This window comes from Acinetobacter rudis (genome assembly GCF_000829675.1).
Taxonomy (GTDB): Bacteria; Pseudomonadota; Gammaproteobacteria; order Pseudomonadales; family Moraxellaceae; genus Acinetobacter; species Acinetobacter rudis.
The window spans coordinates 1-21,947 of record NZ_BBRX01000005.1 but is presented as its reverse complement, the minus strand read 5'-3'; the positions used below and the strand labels follow the sequence as shown (position 1 = coordinate 21,947).

Annotated in this window: 25 protein-coding genes and 2 tRNA genes; 25 read left to right on the top strand and 2 right to left on the bottom strand. The window is 35.0% G+C overall.

All coding sequences use genetic code 11. The features are described from left to right. Window positions 1–212: 212 nt before the first annotated feature. The 4 genes from Aru01_RS01280 to Aru01_RS01265 all read left to right on the top strand — a co-directional run bounded on the left by Aru01_RS01280 (window position 213) and on the right by Aru01_RS01265 (window position 2,689). A complete protein-coding gene (locus Aru01_RS01280; protein ID WP_016656605.1) occupies window positions 213–713 on the top strand; it encodes a PM0498 family protein in 501 nt (166 codons plus the stop codon). Window positions 714–1,105: 392 nt separating this feature from the next. After that, window positions 1,106–1,564 (top strand): PAAR domain-containing protein, encoded by a 459-nt coding sequence (locus Aru01_RS01275; RefSeq protein ID WP_040331225.1) that lies wholly within the window; start codon window positions 1,106–1,108, stop codon window positions 1,562–1,564. Window positions 1,565–1,578: 14 nt separating this feature from the next. After that, window positions 1,579–2,187 (top strand): hypothetical protein, encoded by a 609-nt coding sequence (locus tag Aru01_RS01270; RefSeq protein WP_016656603.1) that lies wholly within the window; start codon window positions 1,579–1,581, stop codon window positions 2,185–2,187. Between the two features lie 19 nt (window positions 2,188–2,206). Beyond that, window positions 2,207–2,689: a hypothetical protein gene (locus Aru01_RS01265; RefSeq protein WP_016656602.1), complete on the top strand. Its 483-nt coding sequence runs from the start codon at window positions 2,207–2,209 to the stop codon at window positions 2,687–2,689. A 480-nt stretch (window positions 2,690–3,169) separates the two neighbouring features. On the opposite strand, the gene Aru01_RS01260 is transcribed toward Aru01_RS01265, so the two are convergent. Beyond that, window positions 3,170–3,246: transfer RNA gene (locus Aru01_RS01260), tRNA-Ile, on the bottom strand. A 159-nt stretch (window positions 3,247–3,405) separates the two neighbouring features. Between Aru01_RS01260 and Aru01_RS01255 the strand changes: the two genes are divergently transcribed. Continuing rightward, complete coding sequence (locus Aru01_RS01255) at window positions 3,406–4,662, top strand: tyrosine-type recombinase/integrase (RefSeq protein WP_016656601.1); 1,257 nt, start codon at window positions 3,406–3,408, stop codon at window positions 4,660–4,662. A gap of 30 nt (window positions 4,663–4,692) precedes the next feature. Here Aru01_RS01255 and Aru01_RS01250 read toward each other — a convergent pair whose 3' ends face one another. Further along, a complete protein-coding gene (locus Aru01_RS01250) occupies window positions 4,693–4,956 on the bottom strand; it encodes a hypothetical protein (protein WP_016656600.1) in 264 nt (87 codons plus the stop codon). Between the two features lie 45 nt (window positions 4,957–5,001). On the opposite strand from Aru01_RS01250, the gene Aru01_RS01245 reads away from it, so the two are divergent. From Aru01_RS01245 to Aru01_RS01150, 20 genes are all read left to right on the top strand, one after another. Next, window positions 5,002–5,523, top strand: a complete 522-nt coding sequence (locus Aru01_RS01245; RefSeq protein WP_016656599.1) for a hypothetical protein — start codon at window positions 5,002–5,004, stop codon at window positions 5,521–5,523. A gap of 1,110 nt (window positions 5,524–6,633) precedes the next feature. Next, window positions 6,634–6,855 carry a hypothetical protein gene (locus Aru01_RS01240; RefSeq protein WP_016656598.1) on the top strand — a complete coding sequence of 74 codons (222 nt, stop codon included), beginning with the start codon at window positions 6,634–6,636 and terminating at the stop codon, window positions 6,853–6,855. A gap of 225 nt (window positions 6,856–7,080) precedes the next feature. Beyond that, a complete protein-coding gene (locus Aru01_RS18820) occupies window positions 7,081–7,227 on the top strand; it encodes a Com family DNA-binding transcriptional regulator (protein ID WP_081407207.1) in 147 nt (48 codons plus the stop codon). A gap of 11 nt (window positions 7,228–7,238) precedes the next feature. Continuing rightward, window positions 7,239–8,033, top strand: coding sequence for a DNA adenine methylase (locus Aru01_RS01230; RefSeq protein ID WP_016656597.1), 795 nt, complete (start codon window positions 7,239–7,241; stop codon window positions 8,031–8,033). A 239-nt stretch (window positions 8,034–8,272) separates the two neighbouring features. After that, window positions 8,273–8,848, top strand: coding sequence for a hypothetical protein (locus Aru01_RS01225; RefSeq protein ID WP_016656596.1), 576 nt, complete (start codon window positions 8,273–8,275; stop codon window positions 8,846–8,848). Window positions 8,849–9,854: 1,006 nt separating this feature from the next. Continuing rightward, window positions 9,855–10,142 carry a hypothetical protein gene (locus Aru01_RS01220; protein ID WP_016656593.1) on the top strand — a complete coding sequence of 96 codons (288 nt, stop codon included), beginning with the start codon at window positions 9,855–9,857 and terminating at the stop codon, window positions 10,140–10,142. Window positions 10,143–10,217: 75 nt separating this feature from the next. Further along, window positions 10,218–10,294, top strand: a tRNA-Met gene (locus tag Aru01_RS01215). Between the two features lie 328 nt (window positions 10,295–10,622). After that, complete coding sequence (locus Aru01_RS01210; RefSeq protein ID WP_016656592.1) at window positions 10,623–10,844, top strand: hypothetical protein; 222 nt, start codon at window positions 10,623–10,625, stop codon at window positions 10,842–10,844. Window positions 10,845–11,580: 736 nt separating this feature from the next. Beyond that, on the top strand, window positions 11,581–11,784 hold the full coding sequence (locus Aru01_RS01205) for a hypothetical protein (protein WP_016656591.1): 204 nt from the start codon (window positions 11,581–11,583) through the stop codon (window positions 11,782–11,784). 831 nt (window positions 11,785–12,615) lie between these two features. Beyond that, complete coding sequence (eco, locus tag Aru01_RS01200; RefSeq protein ID WP_040331320.1) at window positions 12,616–13,107, top strand: serine protease inhibitor ecotin; 492 nt, start codon at window positions 12,616–12,618, stop codon at window positions 13,105–13,107. A 761-nt stretch (window positions 13,108–13,868) separates the two neighbouring features. Beyond that, window positions 13,869–15,077, top strand: coding sequence for an acetamidase/formamidase family protein (locus tag Aru01_RS01195; RefSeq protein ID WP_155757983.1), 1,209 nt, complete (start codon window positions 13,869–13,871; stop codon window positions 15,075–15,077). Window positions 15,078–15,551: 474 nt separating this feature from the next. Then, window positions 15,552–15,968 carry a hypothetical protein gene (locus tag Aru01_RS01190; protein ID WP_040331223.1) on the top strand — a complete coding sequence of 139 codons (417 nt, stop codon included), beginning with the start codon at window positions 15,552–15,554 and terminating at the stop codon, window positions 15,966–15,968. Then, window positions 15,949–16,242 (top strand): hypothetical protein, encoded by a 294-nt coding sequence (locus tag Aru01_RS01185; protein ID WP_042111053.1) that lies wholly within the window; start codon window positions 15,949–15,951, stop codon window positions 16,240–16,242. The genes Aru01_RS01190 and Aru01_RS01185 overlap by 20 nt, the downstream gene beginning before the upstream one ends. A gap of 14 nt (window positions 16,243–16,256) precedes the next feature. Then, on the top strand, window positions 16,257–16,898 hold the full coding sequence (locus tag Aru01_RS01180) for a putative metallopeptidase (RefSeq protein ID WP_016656585.1): 642 nt from the start codon (window positions 16,257–16,259) through the stop codon (window positions 16,896–16,898). A 58-nt stretch (window positions 16,899–16,956) separates the two neighbouring features. After that, window positions 16,957–17,433 (top strand): DUF2280 domain-containing protein, encoded by a 477-nt coding sequence (locus Aru01_RS01175; protein ID WP_016656584.1) that lies wholly within the window; start codon window positions 16,957–16,959, stop codon window positions 17,431–17,433. Next, window positions 17,423–18,850 (top strand): phage terminase large subunit, encoded by a 1,428-nt coding sequence (gene terL / locus Aru01_RS01170; protein WP_016656583.1) that lies wholly within the window; start codon window positions 17,423–17,425, stop codon window positions 18,848–18,850. Before Aru01_RS01175 ends, terL begins: the two co-directional genes overlap by 11 nt. Then, window positions 18,847–20,295, top strand: a complete 1,449-nt coding sequence (locus Aru01_RS01165) for a DUF4055 domain-containing protein (protein WP_016656582.1) — start codon at window positions 18,847–18,849, stop codon at window positions 20,293–20,295. The genes terL and Aru01_RS01165 overlap by 4 nt, the downstream gene beginning before the upstream one ends. Window position 20,296: 1 nt before the next feature. Further along, window positions 20,297–21,370 (top strand): minor capsid protein, encoded by a 1,074-nt coding sequence (locus Aru01_RS01160; protein WP_016656581.1) that lies wholly within the window; start codon window positions 20,297–20,299, stop codon window positions 21,368–21,370. Beyond that, window positions 21,367–21,576 carry a hypothetical protein gene (locus tag Aru01_RS01155; RefSeq protein ID WP_016656580.1) on the top strand — a complete coding sequence of 70 codons (210 nt, stop codon included), beginning with the start codon at window positions 21,367–21,369 and terminating at the stop codon, window positions 21,574–21,576. Before Aru01_RS01160 ends, Aru01_RS01155 begins: the two co-directional genes overlap by 4 nt. A 52-nt stretch (window positions 21,577–21,628) precedes the next feature. Further along, window positions 21,629–21,838, top strand: coding sequence for a crAss001_48 related protein (locus Aru01_RS01150; protein WP_016656579.1), 210 nt, complete (start codon window positions 21,629–21,631; stop codon window positions 21,836–21,838). Window positions 21,839–21,947: the final 109 nt, after the last annotated feature.

The window sequence follows — 21,947 nt, the reverse complement described above, 5'->3', positions numbered from 1 at the left end:
TACAGTGATTAAATACAATGAATGTCAGGCGAAGCATGGTGCTATTGTGAAGGCCCTCAGGTGAGGGCTTCGTTTAATTATTGCAAAAGCACCAATCTGCCAAACAAGAGATGTAAAGACCCTGTAAACTTATCTTTGTTATACATTATTGATTAGTTGCTCCAATATCTCACTTAACTTAGATGAAATAGTGTCTATTTAGGAGTTACCAAATGATTTTTATTAATTCTAAAATGAAATTTTTTCTTTCTCAGGGGAATTTTTTAACTTTTCCAGTGCAATTACATGAACTGATAAAAAAAGGTATTACTTTTGATCAGGAGTACTTTTTATTTAAGGCTTTTCATAATGAACATGAACTTATTGATAAAGAATGGGTTAGGCAGAATTATACAGATGATACTGGATTAGAATGTGCTGTTAATAGTTTTCATCTAGAAGATTACTGTAATATAGATATTCAAAGTTTAGGTCAAATAGCTAATATAGGTCTTAAGTTACTGAATGAATTTAAAGAGTATTGGCTGGAAAATTTTGAGGTGTCGTGTGTCGCTATATTAACAATGCAAACAGACACTGAGTTTGGTCCAGATGCTGTATTTAGGTTTCACAAAAAAAGGCATGGTCAATTTTGGATTGATTTGAATTCAATCGAGTTAAGTCAAGAGGCAATAATGGTAATGGAAATAGACCCTGTAAATAATTCTGTGTAAGTCCTATTTTATTCATAAGACGATTCAAGATCACTGTTCCATAGTGACCTTGAAATATCATCTTGGGTGCTTGCGTGAGTTCAAATCTACCCCCTCATTTGAATAAACCTTATTTACCCAGCCAAAGTTAATCTATAATAATTAGGTAAATCATGGGTAAAAGTGTTTTTTATTTAATAATAAAACTATACAAAACAGTGTATTATAATTCCACTTCACTTGACGCCATCACTACCAAAATTGAGAATCAAGGTTAATCAAGAACGATTAGTTTTGATCTATAAAATTATGGAAGAAGCAGCTTTAGGACATGCAATTGAGGTCAGGCGATTGAGTGATGGTTGGCCTGAGTGAATTATTTACTGTTTACAGTCTTAAATTGAACCTTATGGTTGTCTATTGTTGTAGCTGGTGATGGTCACTTTTGCCCAAAGTGCAAGTGCTGGTCGACAGTTCTTAAAAGCCACGATCATGTGATCTTTGACGGTAAAGCGGTGGCTTATGCTGGTGACTTATTGACATGTGGGGCACGGATATTACCACAACAATCTCATGTGGTTGGGGATAGTGGTGGAGTAAATTACCCTTCTCTCAATTCAGCTCCAGTACAATTACAGAATAATTTTATCAATGATAGTGTCAAGAAATATGGTATTCAATTTCAATTAAAAGATGAGAGAAGTCAGGAAGTATGTGCTGACATTCCATATTTAATTAGCTATATAGATAGTGGTGAAGTGGAGACGGGCTGGACTGATGCAGAGGGAAAAACTCATGTTATCCACGCTAATACTCCCGATAAGGTCGAGTTCCAAACTATAGATGCATCAAAACCATTACCACCACTATAACCAAGAGATTAACAATGGTAGATAACAATGATTTTTCACCACTAAATATTCCCTCTTTGGATAATGAGGTTAAGATGTGTAGTGCTGATGAGCTACTTGACCCATTACTATGCAATAGTATCGTTAAAATTCTAAATTATCATACTACGGTACCATATACTTTTAACATGAACCAATCTCAATGGAGTAAGGTAAAAAACAAGTATCCATTTGAGCATGATTTAGCGATACGCTTTGGCTTGGAGTTTGATTTACGGCAGTTCAATGAATCAATGTTGGGACGATATTCATTTCACACTATGATGTATTTGAGATTTACAATGTATGCTCAAAAACATTCTTTAGATGATGGTGGGAAATTTATTATAGAGCTTTCCAAAGATACACTGAAAGCTAGAGTGGCTATTTCTAAGAGAAATTTTGGAGAGGTTGTAGATTTATCGCTATCAAATGCCAGTAAGCCAGTTTTAGCTGGTAATGCTATTGCAATGCATGCAAATAGGGGGCCATATTATATTAATGAAAACCTATATAGAGATATTTTTGGACGCTCATATGATCCAGCCATGAGGTCACATTTTATTCAGCAATATCAGTACTCATCGCCAATTAGTGGTTTTTAAGTTAAGGGTAAACTGTGTGATGAAAAAAAATATTTTACTATTATTCTTATTTTTTAACCTAACCAGCTGTCAAGCTTCCTCTGATAAAAATGATATTGATACTTTTATTAAACAAGATATTAGGAATTATATTACAGATAATCATAGATTAATTGTAGAAGCAAATAAAGAAATAAGGGTTGAACCTGCTTTAAAAGAAATTATTTTTAAAAATACTTTTGTTAAGCTGAAAACAGCCGAAAGCCTACTTAATGATGAGTATGGTAATTGGTTGATTGGTTTAAAGAAAAATGACTTAGATTTTGATGAGTTAAATAGTATTTGTTGGATGGTTGTATATATGGATAATTATGTGAAAAATATGGATAAAAATTATGAAAAAAATATTATTGAGGATACAAAGAAGAGTGTTGAAAAATTTTATAGAATGAAAGGTGAGATTATCAAATTAAGAGATAGCAATAAAAGAGGATCAAATTCTTCTGATGAAAAATGTCAGTAATGGCTCTAATCCAGACTACATTAGAATTGTTATCGGATGTTAAAAACTGACGAATATGCTGCGTGATCCTAGAAATACGGTGAGTGAATAAGTGTCAGCCTAACTCAGTCGGAAATTTGATATAAACATTTTAATTGTGATTACAATTACGTAAAAACCTTAATAAATATTTCGTATCATGTGTATGAAATCAAATTTCATGCAGATCGCAGAAATTGCCAACCTGCACAAATCTGCAAGTTTTATTGCGTTATGGCTAAATTCCTAATCTGTCAACCAGGATTTATTGCTAAAAATGAGTTTTGTCAACCAACTACATGAATTTCGAAAACAGTCCAAAGTGGTGAGGCCACTATATTAGACAAAGAGGGTGTTAATGGGTTTTTTGTGGATTTATTTTGTATGCTTACATAGTGCTTACATGGATTTTAGAAACAAAAAAAGGACTTTCCGTATTTTAACGTAAGTCCTTGATATATATGGTGGGCCCACCGTGACTTGAACACGGGACCAACGGATTATGAGTCCGCTGCTCTAACCAACTGAGCTATAGGCCCTTATAGCATGAAAGCATTTAATATCAATGCCTTTAGTGCGAAGCAATACTAACCAATAATTTAGAAAGTATCAAGTATTTTCTTCAAGTAGACGCATAGTAGACTGTAGAAAATAGTGTGATATATTGTCAGATATCGCAATACGTAGTGATTCTATATATGTCAGCTCAAAGAGTAAAGCTCACAAAGTCATTTATTGATCAACTGGAATTAACTCCTGCGATCTATAGAGATAGCGACTTAATCGGATTTGCTGTACGTGTAAATAACTCATATAAGACATATATAGTTGAAAAAAAAGTCTTAGGCCGTGCTGTGCGGTCTACTTTAGGTCTACATGGAAATATCACCTTAGTTCAAGCTAGGGAAATGGCGCGTGAAAGACTTCTAGAAATGTCAAAGGGGATTAATCCTAATGATGTGAAGAGACAGAAAATTTCCGATAATGAACAGCAATTAAATGCCAAAAAACAAAAACCAACGGTTAAAGAAGCATTTGATAACTACATGGTGCATAAAACACTTAAACCTAAAACAGTTAGCGATTATACGATAGTCATTGATAAGTATTTTGATGACTGGCATAACATTAAGTTGGATGAAGTTTCTCGGAAAATGATTCAAGAGAAGCATCAATTACTTTCAGAAAGCTCTAAGGCTCAAGCAAATATGGCTATGCGCGTATTTCGGGCCGTGTATAATTTTTCAATAGAACATTATTTAGATCATGATGATCAACCAATTCTAATCCCGTATAACCCTGTAAAGACATTAAGTGCAAAAAAAGCATGGAATAAAATTAAAAGAAGAAAGACGTATATTAATGAAGATCAGATACCAGACTGGATTAATGCAATTTTTACTTATGAGGATCGTGGGCAATCACTAGAAACCAATAGAGACTTTTTACTTACTTTGGTTTTAACAGGATTTAGGCGAGAGGAGTGTGAGACATTATCCTGGGGAAATATTGATTTGAAATATGGAACCATTACATCTCTAGATACTAAAAATGGGGAATCACACACATTACCAATGGGTGATTTTCTTCTTGCATTAATGAAAAAGAGAAGACGTCAAATTCATGGTGAATGGGTTTTTCCATCGGCAAAATCAGCATCTGGTCATATTGTAAATATTTCAAAGGTTAGATCCAAGATTAATGCTATCTGTAAAATTAGATTTACATTTCACGATCTTCGCAGAACATTCGGATCTGTTGCTGAAAACCTAGATTATGGACACTACACAATTAAAAGATTGCTTAATCATAAGAATGATGACGATTCAGGCGATGTGACATCAGGATATATTCAAATCAGTGATAAGAAGTTACGTGAAGCAATGAATTTAATTGAGGACACTATATTAGGTGAGCATAAGGCGATCCATATTGCACAAATGGAAAGCCAATAATATGCCCACACAGTGGTGGGCAGTTGTAACTTAAGCAGTATGAGATAAGCGGTTGTCATTTACATAGTTAATGACATCGCATTTTTTATATAAAACCATTTTAGATGTTGGTTTAAAGAAAGGTATACCGTTTCCCTCACACCGTTTTTTCTGCAACCACGGTAATGAGAAACCGTAAACTAAAGCTAATGCTTCTGGTGGAAAATCTGCATCATCAGGAGCGTTACGGAAGTCATTAACTAGACGGGATTTTTCATCATCAGTCATGCGATCTAATTTTGTTAATCTTGACATCTATTCTCCCTCCGCAGCTTCTATGAGAATACAGCAGTAACGATTATGCAGGCGGTTGATTGGTCTAAGTACGATTTAGAAGGATGGTTATATCAATTTGGAGCATGGCAGAACACTGTACAGGGAACATGTGGAAAATCATTGAATCCCATTGCTGTCGCTATGGATCAGGCTGTTGTAAAGCGAAAAAAGCTAAAATTGGGTGTTAGAAAGCAACGCCAAATAACAGCTGATGTGATGTCGAGTCATATCGATTTTATGCCAACTAAAAAACATACCCCGAAAGACACAGTATGTGAAATTACCGATAATGAAGCCCGCGCCGTTCAACGCCTTGTTTTAGATTTATATGGACAGTCTGAGGTAATGGATGATTGGCTTGATGCTATTGTTGATCGCTATTTTTATTTTAACTCATGGCCAGAGATGGTAGTAAGAAGTGGGCCAGCCGAGAATGCAAAGATAGTTTATTCTGAATGGGATGCTCGTTTTGATACGAAATGTGGTCTAGCTGTTTTACATAGTCGGTATGGGTTTATTGAATACAGTCCTAAGCGCAAAGCTTGACCCTGCACAGGCAATATGGCATATTTATGGTATAGTGGACGAAGTTGTAGTAATTCGCTGGTTAAGCCTCGCATTTGCGAGGTTTTGTTTTATATTCTAAAAATTTGTATTCTTATGTTTTAATAAAATTTGAACAGATCTCTTCGTATGGGTATCGAATTACCAAAAAACTTTTATAATCTAGTTATTCCTATGGCTAGATTTTTTTAATCATTATTTTATATGATTTATTAAAAATAAAGGCTTACCATTAATGATAAGCCTTTTGACTAGTGGTTAATTATTTCGGCTTATTTTCAGTGGTTATTAGTGGGCCTTTATCTTGAGTAGGTGAAGCGGTTTTGGGAGCAGTTGACGGAGTGTCTTTAACGGGAGGTTTTTCTGTGCTAGGAGTGCTTGAATTTGTAAGAGTGGCTTTTTGAGAAAAATCATTGAAGTCTGACATTTTTATCTTCTTTAAGTTGTTGTGTGAGTAGTTATAGTAAACTTTATTTATCTTTACACTACAGGTAGTGTGAGAGTTATATGTGGAGATATGTCCCCAGTATCACCTTTATATCGACAAAATATATTTTTTTATTTTTCAAATTTTTATAACATTATATTATTCATCAACATTTTAATTTAAAAATTATTGAGTAGTGTACACAAACTACACACTTCGGTAATTAATAGGTTGAAATTTAAATTGATTGCTTTATTTGTCCTTAAAGCCATCAATCCATGTTTAAATAATTACAGAAGATTATTAATTAAGCTAAATGCACATTAAGAGTTTGTTTAAAAATTTAATTATTTAGATTAGGTTAAATGTAGCTATGGTGTTATAGTGTATTCATTAAATATAGATTAATAGAATTAACTACTCTTGATAGTTAAGTATGCTATTAATTTAATATGTAGCATACTGTTTAATATGCTGATATACGGCCAATAAATTTTTATTGTCTTTTTAAAAACATAGTATTGTGGATACTCTGTTTTAACTTGCTGATGTAAAATGTAACCTTAATTTTAGGCATGAGCCTATTGATTTCAGAATAACCACCCACTGACATTGAAGATTAAAAATTACCCTGTTTTACAAAAGCTCAAATTAATGAGTGAAATATGATTATATCGAATGGTTGGATGACCGCAGTTGCTGTTAATGGTGAACATATCCGTGTACAAGTAATCCCTTTTAAACGTGAGCAAAATAATATGTCAGGCGTGACTTGGGTTGAAGTTTGTAAGCAGATTCAAGTTGAATCGGGAGAAAAGTTTCAACTTAATTTGGATGGTAAATCGTTTTACGCGGGTTTAAACAAATTATATAAGTTAATTTTCTAAACTCGATGTAAATTTAAACCACCTTAGGGTGGTTTTTTTACGCCCAAAGAAAAACCCCGATTTCTGATGAAGTCGGGGTTTTGTATATCGTAGAACTGGGAACGATTCACTGCGCTAACAGTGAACCGATCTCTGACAGCACATACCTGCCAAAGCAAGCCCAGCCATCGTGCGCACGATTCGGCAAGGCTATCAAAAACTTAAGCTTTTGCACAGGAATATTTAATGCAACGAATTACTTGTAGATCATGTGGACGTTTACTCGCTAAAGGAGTTTTTACAACTTTGGAGATCAAATGCCCTCGATGTAAAGCAATTAATTTTTTGAGCATCTCGAATGCCCCACTAGATTGCCTAGAGCAACCATCCTAGTGGATCTATAAATGGATAAGACACGTAAAGCAGCAACTAAAAATAAACCTATTATTCCTTGGCAGGGTGGTAAATCACGGCTAGCCAAGGAATTACTTCCATTGTTTCCTGATCATTCCTGTTATGTGGAGTTGTTCTGCGGTGGAGCAGCATTATTCTTTATGCGTGAACAACCAGCCAAGACGGAAGTGATTAACGATCTAAATGGTGAGCTCATTAACTTATATCGAGTAGTGCAAAATCATTTGGATGAATTTGTACGACAGACTGAATGGGCTGTAACAAGCCGTCAGGTCTTTGAATGGGAAAAAATGAAAGTCACAGATACTTTGACTGATATTCAGCGGGCAGCAAGATTCTTTTATCTGCAGCAACACGCATTTGGTGGAAAGGTATCGGGGCAGACTTTTGGTTATGCAACCACTGGGCGATCCATTAATAGATCCAATATTGAAAAGAACCTAAGGGCGGCGAATCAGCGTTTAGATGGTGTGTATGTTGAAAACCTTACATGGGACAACTGCTTTGATCGTTATGACCGTGAACATACATTCTTTTATGCTGATCCGCCGTATTTAGACACAGCTGGTTATGGCATTGCATTCCCACTTGAGCAATATGAACTTTTAGCTGAGAAGATGAGAACAGCAAAAGGGAAGGTCATGCTCTCAATTAATGATCATCCTAAGATTCGTGAAATCTTCACGGGATTTAATATGGAATCAACATCGATTGTTTATTCGATTGGTGTTGATATTCAAAGTAAGAGTAAACACAGTAATGAGTTAATCATTATGAATTATTGAAAATATTAGCCTCGCATTTGCGGGGTTTTTAGCTTATTGAGTAATAGTTAAGGTTGTAAATGTCAATCTATGTTCAATTTGAATCAAAATTAAAATGATGTATCGGAAAGCGTATAATTAGCCTTGTATTGTGATGAAGTTATCATAAATATAAAATTTTGATATTTGTGTAACATTAAATTTTTAATCATAAAGAAATATGTATAATATCTAAACATAATATTTTGTTAGAGATTTAAATGAATAAATATATTTTATCAGTTCCAATTTTTGGATTATTTTTAATCACAACAGCATGCTCAACGACAGCGGATAAATTTCAACAAGTAAGTAAAATTCTTACAGATGCTATGCCATTAGTTCAAGAGTCTAAAGATTGGGAGGCATATGCAGATAGAATTACTAAGCAGGGAGTAGCGTATACTTCAGCAAGTTCAAAAGATCGACAATTTGTCGAAAAAAAAATGGATGCTGAGTATCCTGCTGCAATTGAACGCCTTGCAAGCCCATTTACACTAAATCAAAAAAATAAAGATGAATTAGCAAAGGCCAATAAGAACTATGTTTTTAAATATAATCAAATTCAAGTTGTTAAAGATAAAAAAACTTCAAATATAGTTGGGTATTGCGTTAATTACGATAGACCTCAAACAGGTCTTGGTGAAAATACTCAAGAAGGTGAGAAGTTATATAAACAATTTATATACTTGGCGGTAGATAGACCTATCTCTACTACTACTGCTTCGAAAGATTTTATAACACTTGTATGTGGGCAAAGTTTTTATTCTAAATACAAAAACCCAGAAGATAAGTAGAATTTATTTTATATTTATAAAGCCACCTACGGGTGGTTTTATCTTAATGGGAAATAAAATATATTTATAAATTAAATAAATGAATTAAGTATATATTTTTTAACCAAAAAATATATTTCATAGGTGAATAGACCGATAGTAAATAGTCGAATTGAGTGTTGAATAAATTGTTTTCAATTCTTTTGTTATCCTATTTGCTCTAAACATGTAAATAAAAATTTTTCTTAGGATTAATGTGGTGAATATAATTTATATTGACCTTCTAAATAATATGTGTCATATTCTAAAAATAGTGGATAAGGTATGATATTCGCTTGATGTATCCCAAAGCATCGTAACATTTTAGAGCTCAATCTATAGTTAAGGTTGAGTTTTTTTTTAATATAATTTAGTCAATTTTTTTAAATATTCTTATAAAACTACATGTAACTGAATATTTTAACTTGCTTAGAAGAATTTTGTATTTTATTCCTTATATTTTAAGAAAATACTTAAGACTTACCACCAGCTATAATTCTATATACTTAAAATATGGATCAAGAATTTTTATTGTTAAAATATAGTTATTCTAAATAATAAATGTAGACGACTTCACAATATTTACAGTACTCTGGCGATAATGATATTAGGACTTAGGGCATAGGTAAATATATGAATATATGCATTGGTGGTCCATGGCACGGTAGTAAATTTTTAACTAGTGGAAGCTCGAAAAGTGATCGATTTAAAGTTAAAGATCAGTCTAGGCAAGTAATTACATACATTAAACGGATAATTAGAGCAGAAACTAAGCCGTTAATATTCTGGATTGATTCAACACTTACTGAAGATCAGGTGAGTGATTTTCTTGAAGATTACTTAAGAACTAGGTTCGTTTTCTATAGTTTAGATCAATAAAATTTGATCATCGAAATTTAATAGGTGGATAAATATATTTTATTTTGAGTTATATGGTTTTTTCTTTAGATTGAGTGGTATATTGTAAAACCTTTAAGGTGTTTTTATTATGACTGAAATATATAAATATCTTTATACACAAGTAGCAGTATTTGGATCATTACCTACTCATAAGGTTTTTATAAATAGCACAAATAATAAGGCAAAATTAGTTTTTGCAGATAATACATTTACATTTGGTAGTCTTTCTGATTGGGCTTTAAAAACATCAGGAATTGATTCTAGAAAATCAACTTGGTTAGAAGAGCCCAAAGAATATATTGAAAATGAAATAAAAAAATTGGATACGTATAGAGCTAATCACCCTTCTTTTATAACAGAGGGTTCAAGCAATTAAATTACTCTATATTATCTAATTATTAATTATATATTGCTTTATTATCTTATAGGGCGTATAAACCTAACTTGTTGTTGCGGGATGGAGCAGTCTGGTAGCTCGTCGGGCTCATAACCCGAAGGTCGTTGGTTCAAATCCAGCTCCCGCTACCAATAAAATTTAAGTTTCACAGCCCAATTTACTGTTTAGAATTGGGCTTTTTTTATAAAATTATTAATTGGTACAGTTGGCTTAAATATATAATTTTATTGTGATACTTATATCGTTTATAATATTTAACTATCAATAAATATATTGATATAAGGTTCATTAAATTAATAGACTGTTGAGAATTAAATTATTTTCAGACTTTATTTTTAGTTATATAAGCTGATGTAAAATATAATATTGATTTTAGGCATAAGCCTTTTAATTTTATAATAATCACACCTGGTGTTGAAAAGTATATTTTTTACGAAAGTTAAATTAAATGAGTGAAATATGATTATATCTAATGGTAGGGCAACCGCAGTAGTTGTTAATGGTAAACATATCTGTGTACAAGTAATCCCTTTTAAACGTGTGCAAAATACTATGACTGGCTTAAATTGGGTTGAAGTTTGTAAACAGATTCAAGTTGAATCAGGAGAAAAGTTTCAACTTAATTTGGATGGTAAATCGTTTTATGCGGGTTTGAATAATTTGTATAAGTTGATTTTCTAAATCTGATGTAAATGTGAATCACCTTAGGATGGTTTTTTACATGCAGAGAAAAAACCCAATTTTTGATGAGGCATAGGGTATCGTAAAATTGGAAAAGATTCACTGTGTTAACAGAGAACCTATCTATGACAGTACATACTTGCCAAAGTAAGCCTAAGTATCATGTGCAAGATTTGGCAAGACTATCAAAAACTTAAGATTTTGCACAATTATATTTAATGTAACGTATTAATTACTTATTATATGAATGTTTGATTTTTTTGCATTTTTATTAAATTTTATTTTCAAATGAATATTTTCTTCATAGAATTAATATTGTTATTAGTTTTAAATTTAATATGATGATTTTTTTACTATTTCTTTTATTTGTTGTTTTGGTCCTCATGTTCCTTGTTGTTTATTATTTTAGTTAATCTATTAAAAGTAGTGGTTTTTTTAATGAAGCTTGCTTGTAGTTGTATTGTATTTGTTATATATAAGCTAAGTTAATAAACTTTCATAAGAGTTACAGAATCCAAATATTTATATTCTGGTAGCTTTTGTAGCTAAATTTTTTTGTTTAAAAATTTTAATAATTCTTGAAAACATTAATAAAGGGTAATTAAATTGATCACGTACACCATAAGCATGGTGTTATGTTGTAGATATAAGTTACTAGCCATAGCTGAACTTCCTTACAAGAAGATATGGCTAGAGCTTTAAACTAATGATGTCTTCAAATTTTAAGGTGATCGTAATGACTAACAAGACACTTTTAGAAAAATTAGAGCGGGCAGATAAAGAATTGAAAAGATTACATGATGAAGAGGAATTAAAAAAACTGCGCGACGAAAATGAAAATTTGTCTAAGAGAGCTGATAAGTATCAAAGAGCGCTCGATAAATTACATAGAGTAATTAGAAGTAGATATGATGAAAACTTTAGTCTTGAAGATATATAAAAGTACCTAAAGTAATAAGTTAACAACCCACTAATATGTGGGTTTTTTTTTATTTAAAGGAAAGTGAAATGCACAAACCCAGTTATTAAAGTTTGCCGATTAGCTAAAGACTGTTTCAGCAAACACGTTTAGATCGCACGAAAGCCGATACAACCCACACAGTTCATCGAGTGTGAATAGGATATGCAGGAAAGTGAAAATCTAAATTGGGAGTGATGCCCCACACAAAATTGAATGATGAAACTGAAAAGTAAAGAATACTGTGCCTATTCAGTGGTTCTTTAAAGTAGGGAGTAGCTATGGGCCACAGCATAGATCTTCTGTGGTAGCTAATGTATCTCTGGCATAGTTAAATTAAGCATTTATAGTCTTAGTAGGCGAGTGTACTGGGGTGCGTTATATTTAAAAACATATGCATATATTAATGTGGCGAAATGGCGCATGTTTCAAAACTACAGGAAAGTTTGATTCAAATTTTGCATATAAAGTTTAGCAGTAGCAATTCAACTCTAAAGAATTGTCTATGGATTTTATTTAAATATATGCAAATTAAACTTTGAAAATATTTTTATACGACAAAACATTTATAAAAATAATGCAGGAGTAGGGAGAGAACACCTACTCCTGCAGGAGACGGTTTTGAGTTCATATAGTTCTTGTTATTTTATGTTTGTCTTATTGTGTGATGGAGTATACATATATATCTAAAAATTTTGACAAATTTAATGTTTAGTTTTAATTCTATTTTGTGATTTTTTGTACAATTTTGCTGGTAGCTTAAACATACAATTTATTATCAAGTGTTATCTAATTTTTTATGGTGGTGAAAAATTGTCTAAAAAAAGAATATTTGGTCTAGCTTTCTCATCCCTACTGTTTAGTTACACCTATGCAGCAGACAATAAGTTAAGTGATGTAGCGCCATATCCGAAAGCTGCTGGAAATGATAATAGAAATGTAATTTGGTTGGAAAAAAGAACAGATGAAGAAAATTTAAAAGTTGAAATTATAGCAACTAAAAAAGGCATTAAAGATTGCAATAACACTTGGTATTCCGGAGATCTTAAGGAAATTGATTTACAAGGGTGGGGCTATACGTATTACAAGATTGAAAAAATTACTGGTCCAATGTCTACTAGAATGGGTTGTCTTAATGGTGAAAAGCAAACTACTGACCTAGCGGTTAACCTTGGTAATAAGAATTCTTTAAGTAGGTACAATAGTAAGCTCCCTATTGTGATATATGCCCCTAAAGATGTTTTAGTTAAGTTAAAAATATGGAAAGCTGATGAAACTTTAAACTCAGCTGTTTCTAATGATTAAAATTTTAAACAGAGTTTAAAAAATGCTTCTTTTTTGAAGCATTTTTTATATATCATAATTAACAAAAATCCTTTTTCTTAGATAGTTTTAATTTTCTAATCGTATAAAGTAAAGACGAATAAGAAATACTATAACCAAACTTTTGTTCAAATAATGGTATTAAATCTTTTAATTTTTTAAAGGTAGTACTTTCATAAAACATCTTAAAAGACTTAAGATCCTTAATAAGAAAGGGTCGGCCAGATATAATTTTGGGTTGGTCCAAGAAGCCCGTATTTTCTTCGAGACGAATCCAATCATTTAGTGTGGTCCTCGATACTCCAAATCTTTTGCAAGTATCTGATTTGTGTAATGATATTTTATAGTGTTCCATTACTTTATTTCTAAAGTCTGTAGAGTGAATTTTTGGCATGTTTATATAGACAAAAAGACTAATTTATTTTGAGAATTTTACAATTTGTCTAAATTAAACAAAATATTAATTTTAACATATGCAATATAAATAAATTAAATAACCATGGACATTCATAATCTTAAAGGCCAAACTACTAAAAATCTTTAAAAAAAAGAAAGAATACCTTTAATGATACATGTTATGAGTTGAAGACCTAATTTCAATTTAATCAGTTTTAATTACATGGTTTTAAAGATATTCATTAGAGCAAATTTGGCATGTTGTTTGCTAATAAATAACTTACTAATAGCTAGATAAACTAAGTTTAAATTATAGGAGCGTCATTTTGAAAAATTCACTAATTTATATGCTTTTTTTGGGGACACTATCTTTTAATTCAGCCCAAGCTGATAATTTTATAGTTTTAAAACAAATAACTGATAAGCCAATGTTATTAAAGAGTGGTAGCTACGCTGGTAATTATTACGTACCCTCAACTCTCTCAACAATAAACTGGGGATATCTACCTAATAAAGATTCAAAGCCTATTTTAACAGTACCTTCAGGCAGTACAGTAACTTTTGATACTGTTTCTCACGAAGGTCTTTTAGAAGATCAGGGTCGAGATGCTGAAAAATATTTTAAGTCAAAGGGAGTTAAATCAGATTATATTTTAGATGAGGCTAAAATGATCACAAAATCAAATTTAAAACATGATTATTTTAAAGATGGACCTCATATTATTACTGGTCCAGTTGCCATCCAACATGCTATGCCTGGTGATGTTTTGAAGGTTGAAGTGATAAAGGTTGAACCTAGAGTACCTTATGGAGTTATTTCAAGTCGACATGGTAAAGGAGCGCTGGCTGGCGAACTGCCAAGAACACCAGCTAGTCCAAATCCAACAGTAGAAGATCCATCTTCATTTGGCAATGTTTCAATCTTTACCCCAATTGAAAAAAATGCGAAAGGCGAATATGAGGGAGTAATAAAAACTGAATCTGGCAAATCAATTCGCTTTCCCCTTTATCCATTTATGGGAACAATGGGAGTAGCTCCAAATACTAGTGAGTCTGTTAATTCAATTCCACCATCGATTTATGGTGGAAATATTGACATTAATGAGTTAGGTGCAGGTTCAACGGTATATTATCCAGTCCAAGTTCCTGGAGCTTTGTTCTATACTGGTGATAGTCATTTTGTACAAGGTGATGGTGAAGTATCTTTGACAGCACTCGAAGGATCTGCTCGAGCAACTCTAAAATTTACTCTATTAAAGGCTGGTAAAGATCGATTCCCAGGTAAAGAAATTAAACAACCACTGGCTGAAAATGAGGAGTTTTGGATTACTCCTGGCTTGGATGTTGACCTTGATGAAGCTATGAAAAAATCCACTCGTGAAGCCATAGCATTTTTGGGGAATGAGTTTGGAATTGATGAAGCTACAGCATATGCTTATCTGAGTGCTGCTACAGATTTTCAAGTATCACAAGTTGTTGACCGCACTAAAGGTATTCATGCAATGATTCGCAAAGCTGATTTTAAAGAATTTACTAAAGAAGATAAAAAAAATTAAGTATTACTATTTTTAAAACCCATTTCAGTTGGTTTTTTATTGGTTGATTGCCTTTGCAAAGCCATGTACTTATTTTTATACATTTTTAGTCCAGATAAAACCTTCTGGACTTTTTTATTAGGTGTTAGAATATCAAAGATATTGATAGATGAAATATTTGAGTTTTACAAAGGAAATAATAAATTAGAAATCAATATAAGTTAATTTTCCATGAAATTTTAAATGAGTTGTAGTAGAAAATACGCAGGAGTGGGCACCTCTCCCAACTCCTGCGTTAGGCAATTTTAAAAAGTAGTAATTATATTTATTTTGTTGTTATTGTGTACTTGAGTATACGTATATTTTATAAATCTAAAATAGCTCCCAAGTGGGAATTGAATTCATTTTGTTGTTTTTTTGTACGCAAGTCATTTTAAGCTCTTAAAATATTTATATAAAACATCTAGTTAAATATACTAAATGGTATAAATGTTTATGGACATTCAAAAATACAAAGCCCTAACGAACAAGAAGCCCATCAAAACAAAACCAAGAACTAGACCATTGCCTAAGGCGACAGAAAAATATCTAGAAGCTGAAGAAACCTTATTTCAAGAACTGGAAGAAAGCCTAATAGGTCATCGTAGAAAGTTTCAATTTGAATCTACCAGAAATTGGAGATTTGATTTTTATATTGTGAAACTAAATCTACTTATTGAAATTGCAGGAAGTCCTTGGTGTGTTGGCCGAGGTGGTAACAAGGTAGCAAATGCATTTAGCAAATATGATTTAGCTGAGGATATGGGTTATAAGATTGAGCATTTTCACCCAGATTCTATTTTTTCTAGTCATGTAATTAATTGGATTAAATCTCAGTTGGAGAAATTAGAAGATGAAACAAAGGATATATAAGAAACTGTGCAGACAAGCAGTAGTAGTTTTGGTTCATGGTTTTGAGTTTTCTCAAGACAATTTTATTTATGATAATTCTGGTATCCCTTATGTATTGATTGAGGGGTGCTACGAACCGTTTGAGTGCTCAGCATTGGAAGTACTATTAGAAATGATGGAGATCCAAGATTTGGACTGTGATGTATATAGCTTAAAACCTAATGCACGCCTAATTAAAGAGGCCATTAAATTTATGTACATACCATCTTACCTAGAATCATTTTTTCGTGTTTAAAGAGCGGATTAAAAATGGACCAAATCAGACCATTCCCACCGACTGACTTTATTGATCAGGCTGAGGAAGAAGAATCTATTCGCCTAGTGCCCGCCGTGGAGTTAAAAGAATGGGTAATAAATAACTTCTTAACGCTTGGCGGTGCTCTACACAATCCAGACCATGATCACATTGCCGAATTACTACATGACGATGAAACGGTTTTAGCTTTTGCTTGGGCATCTTCTGCGATGATAGCTAAAAAGCGCATGGTATTAGGCCAGTGTGAAAAGGTGATGTTTAACCAGGGTGGATGGAAGAAAGCCCGACAAGAACAACAGATGCGAGATTGGTTCGGTTTTGTGCCGGTTTATTTAATTACTATCGATGCATCATTCTGCGAACAAGCTTCTGACCGAGATTTCTGTGCTTTGATTGAGCATGAGCTTTATCACATTGGCGTTGAGCGTGATGAAGACGGTGAACCTATTTATAGCGATCATACTGGTCTACCTAAGCATTATTTAGCAGGCCATGACGTTGAAGAATTTATCGGGGTAGTCAAACGCTGGGGAGCAAGTGAAAGTGTCAAACGACTTGTTGAAGTCGCACAGAATCCTCCGTTTGTACCCGATTTGGATGTAGCAAAGTGCTGCGGGAACTGTGTAATTAATTGAGCTGAAAGGCTCTTTTTTTTGCCTATATTCCTTGATAAGCCTTGATGGATTTTGATTTATGGCAAAGCTAAGAAAAGCCGAGCAACTCTATATAGTTCGGTCACTTGCGCAGTTCATGACACCCACTGAGGTAGTAAAGGACATCAAGGGAAAATTCAATATTGATGTATCCCCCCAACAGGTTGAAGGATATGACCCAACCAAGGTGGCAGGTCGAGATTTAAGGCAAGAATTTAGAGATGAATTTGAACAGGCACGTGAAGCGTACTTACAACAACCCATTCACAATATTAGCGGTGCAAACGATATTGTTCAGTTAAAAATTCTGAGTGACTTACTCTTTCAGAAAAAAACCAATGTACCGATGACGATCAAAATCGTTGATCAGATGCAAAAAATTATGAAAGGCTTTTATGAAAAAAGAATTGAAATCACCGGCAAAGATGGCGGGCCACTGGAATCGGTTCAAACAGCGGTTTCTGTCTCTAAAGAAGAATATCTTAAAGCTCGTCGGGAGGTGGTGGATGATTATTGACCCTGCCCGTGACTTAGCGATTCAGATCGAAGCACAGCAGGATTTGTATTTCTTTACCCGTTATATGTTTAAGGAACGTCGGGGCTATAAATGGAAGCACAACTGGCACCATCGTGAAGTCTGTGATGCTTTGATGAGGGTTTATAAAGGTGAGACTAAACGTCTGATCATTAATATTCCACCACGGTACTCTAAAACTGAAATCGCCGTGATTAATTTTATGGCTTGGGCCTTAGGTAAGAATCCTGATTGTGAGTTTATTCATATTAGTTATTCAGCCATGCTTGCTGCTAATAACGCCTTTCAAACACGTAACTTAGTGCAAGAGGAATCTTATAAAAAGGTGTTTCCTGATCTAAAGCTACGTGATGATAGTAAAGCTAAAGACAACTGGCGCACGGCGGAAGGTGGTGTGTGTTATGCCACTGGTACAGGCGGTACGATCACTGGCTTTGGTGCGGGAAAAATGCGAGATGGTTTTGGTGGGTGCATCATTATCGATGATCCACACAAAGCCGATGAAGCATCATCTAAAACCATACGTGAAGGTGTGATTGATTGGTTTCAGAACACACTCGAATCACGGACTAACTCACCAGATACGCCAATCATTGTCATTATGCAGCGTTTGCATGAAGAGGATCTGGCGGGGTGGTTGTTAGGTGATCGTGAAGACGGTAAACCTGTTGCTGGTGGTAATGGTGAGGTATGGGAACACATTTGCTTATCAGCCATTCAAGACGATGGTTCGGCATTATGGCCAGCCAAGCATAATATCCAAAAACTCACGCTGATGGAGAAAGCTGCACCTTATGTTTTTGCAGGGCAATATCGACAGCGCCCAGCACCACCTGCGGGTGGTTTTTTCAAACCTGATGAAATTGAAATTGTAGATGCATTACCAGCAGATATTCTTAAAAAGACCCGAGCGTGGGATTTAGCAAGCTCTGAGGGGGAAGGGGCATACACGGCGGGTGTGGGTATGGCCAGTGCTAATGATGGTTATACCTATATCTTTGATGTTGAACGTGAGCAGCTTGGACCCGAGAATGTCAATAAGCGAATAAAGAGTACTGCTGATCTAGATGGAATGGCGGTCACCATTCGATTGCCTCAAGATCCTGGTCAAGCAGGTAAATCACAAGTCAAATCCTTTACCAAGCTTTTAGTCGGTTACAACGTAGTTGCCTTACCCGTATCAGGTGACAAGGTAACCCGCGCTCAACCATTTGCAGCACAGGTCAACGTGGGGAATGTGCGGATGCTTCGTGGGGATTGGAATAAAGACTTTAAAGATGAGCTTCGCAACTTTCCTAATGGTAAATACAAAGACCAAGTGGATGCGGCTGCGGATGCTTTTAACGATTTATACGAAGGCTTTACGCCGTTCTTTCCTAAAATGGGATTTGCTCGATGAGTGATGTAACTTTTAAACACCCTGAATATGCAAAAAACTTTCCTTTATGGGATAAGGTCGATGACGTATGCAAAGGGCAAGATGCTGTTAAAGGCAAGAATACAACCTACTTACCTCGAAACAATCCACACGATATTAGCCGAGAGGCGAAGGGCTTTTACGATTCATATCTTAAACGCGCCGTGTTTTATGGTGTTACAGGTAAAACCCTGGGGAGTTTGGTTGGAGCAGCATTTTCTACCGATCCTACATTTAAATTCCCCAAGGAACTTGAACACTTAGAGCGTAATGCTAATGGTGCAGGAGTGAGTTTATATCAGCTCTCACAGTCAGCATTACGTCATATCCTGAAGCATTATCGCTGTGCCCTGTATGTAGACTTCCCTGATGTGGCTCCATCGCGTAATCGTGCTGAAGAGAAAGCCAAACAGGCCTATCCAATGGTGCATCTATTATCATCTAAAGCAGTGATTAATTGGGACACCATGACCGTTGGCAATCAGGTGAAGCTAAATTTAGTCGTTATTGAAGAAATGGTGTCTGAACGCGGCGCGGATGGTTTTAGTACTGAATCTAAACTGCAGTATCGAGTATTGCGTCTAGAGGATGTAGGTTCAGGTGAGTTTGCTTACACCGTTGAGATCTACACCAAGTCGGATAAAGGTGTTTGGGTTGGTCATGGTCGTAAGATGCCAACGGATTACAATGGCGATCCTTGGACTTATATTCCATTTACTTTCCTTGGTGCGGTCGATAACTCGGCTCAAATTGATAACTCACCATTATTAGAATTAACTGATCTAAACCTTGCGCATTATCGTGATAGTGCTGACTTTCAGGAGTCGGTCTATTACATGGGGCAGCCGCAGTATTATGTTACGGGTGTAGATTGGAATTGGTTTCAAGAAGCCCGTAAGAATGGTGTGTATATTGGCTCCAAGACTTTAATGCCTATTCCTAAGGATGGTTCATTTGGTATTGCTCAGGTTGAGCCGAATACACTTGCCCGTGAGGCGATGAAAGACAAATGGCAGCAGATGAAGGAAATGGGGGCGCGTTTAGTCGAGAAAGGCTCAGCCAGCAAGACTGCGACCGAAGCTAAAAACGATGATGCAGTTCAACACTCAGTATTATCCCTGTGCACAGTCAATATCAATGAAGCGATTAGTATGGCGCTGCGTTGGTGTGCCAAGTTTGTAATGCCTGATGTGAACGTACTGACTAAAGATGATCTGCTTTATGAAATTAGTCAGGAGTTTAATAAACAAGGTTACTTAGCTGATCTATCTCGACAGTTATTTGAAAGCGCCGTGCAAGGCCATAGCTCGTTTAAATCATGGTGGGAGTACAACCAGTCAGGTATGTTCCCGAAACAGACCTATAATGATGAGCAGAAGAATCTAGAGGCTGAGCGCGAGGGAAAACTCGATCTAACCGGTGAATGATATGGCTAATAAAGATGATTCACTGATCAATGCGATTATTCAACATCAAGCCTATTTACACCGCTTATCGTCACATGAAGTGATTGAGCTTCTTAAAAAGTTTAATCGTGAATCAAATGTGATGGTGGCAAAGCTTCGAGACTTGCTTGATGAGTTGAGTGAATCGGAACGCATTGCTCTATCTGGTGCACGATATACCACGGCGAATCTAAGAGAGATTAAAAGCCTTCTTAATGAATGGCAGAGTTCTATGATGTTGATTCTTCCAGAAGCATTTGCAGTATCTGCGATTGCTTTGGCTGTGTACGAGGCTAATCACCAAGCCAAAACACTAGGTCAGACGATTAAAGCACCTCAAGGCGAAAGCATCTTTAAACAAGCCAAGCGAAAGCCATTTGCGGGTGGAATGCTGATCGATCAGATGTTTAGTGATATGGCAGAAACCACACGTCGCCGTGTTGAGTATGCGATACGTGATGGTATTTCCCAAGGACAGACCAATCAGCAGATTACCCAGCGTATTAAGGGTACAGCGAAACTCAATTATGAGGATGGGATATTAAATCAGTCTCGACATTCTATTGATATGATGGTGAGGACTGCACGTAGTCATATCAGCAATACTGCTTATGAAGAGACCTATAAAGCTTTGGGTGTTAAGAAGCTTAAAGTATCAGCAACTTTAGATAGCCGTACCTGTAAGTTCTGTGCTTCAGAAGATGGCAATATTTACGATATTGATGATCCTAATCGCCCACACTTCCCAGTTCATCCGCGTAATCGAACCGTTTATGTTCCCTATGTGGAAAATGAAGACGAAATGTTTGCAGGGAAAAGGCCATTTGTTGTTAAGCCTGGTGAAGCTGGTCAAGTCAGTGCTAATACTAGTTTCAAAGAATGGTTTGTCACACAGCATGAGGACTTTCAACGAGAGTGGTTAGGCAAAAAACGCTATGAACTCTATAAAAATGGCGACTACAACATTGATAAGTTCCTAGATCCAGATGGCAAGTTATACACCCTGAAGGAGCTTAAGCGATTGGATGAGGAAACATTTAAGGAGCTGGGGTTGTGACCAATATTAAATCTAGACCACTTGTTGTTAAGCGTTTTGGCAATAAATTAGCTCTGCATGACGAGCAAACAGGTGATCTGTTAAGTGGACAAACATTGGTAGTGCTTGAGAGTGATTCTGGGCTTCCGCCAAAGGTCACGGTGACTTTTGATGCATGGGGTCCTCATGGTATTCGTTTTGAAGATGAGCCTCGACAAGAACAGTAAATAATTTAATTAACCATGGAGCCAATAGGCTCTTTTTTTTTGAGTAAAGAAAATGGGTGGAAAAGAATTGCAGCCGCATGAGCAGCGTGTAGTTGATGAACAAAAAGAGCTTGAAGTTAAGTTTAAGGCTCTAGGTGATTTTTTGAAAAAAGATAAACCTGATTTTATTAATCAGCAAAATTGGGATTTGCTTGCTCGGCAATACGATGCAATGTGGATCTATAACGATATTTTAAAAGAGCGAATCTCTTTATTTATCTAAACAACCAAACAAATCACAGCACCTTCGGGTGCTTTTTTATTGCCTGAATTTCGGATGAATAGGGCGCAACGAGCGGATGCTCATTAGGAATGGTGGAAACCTATGAAGA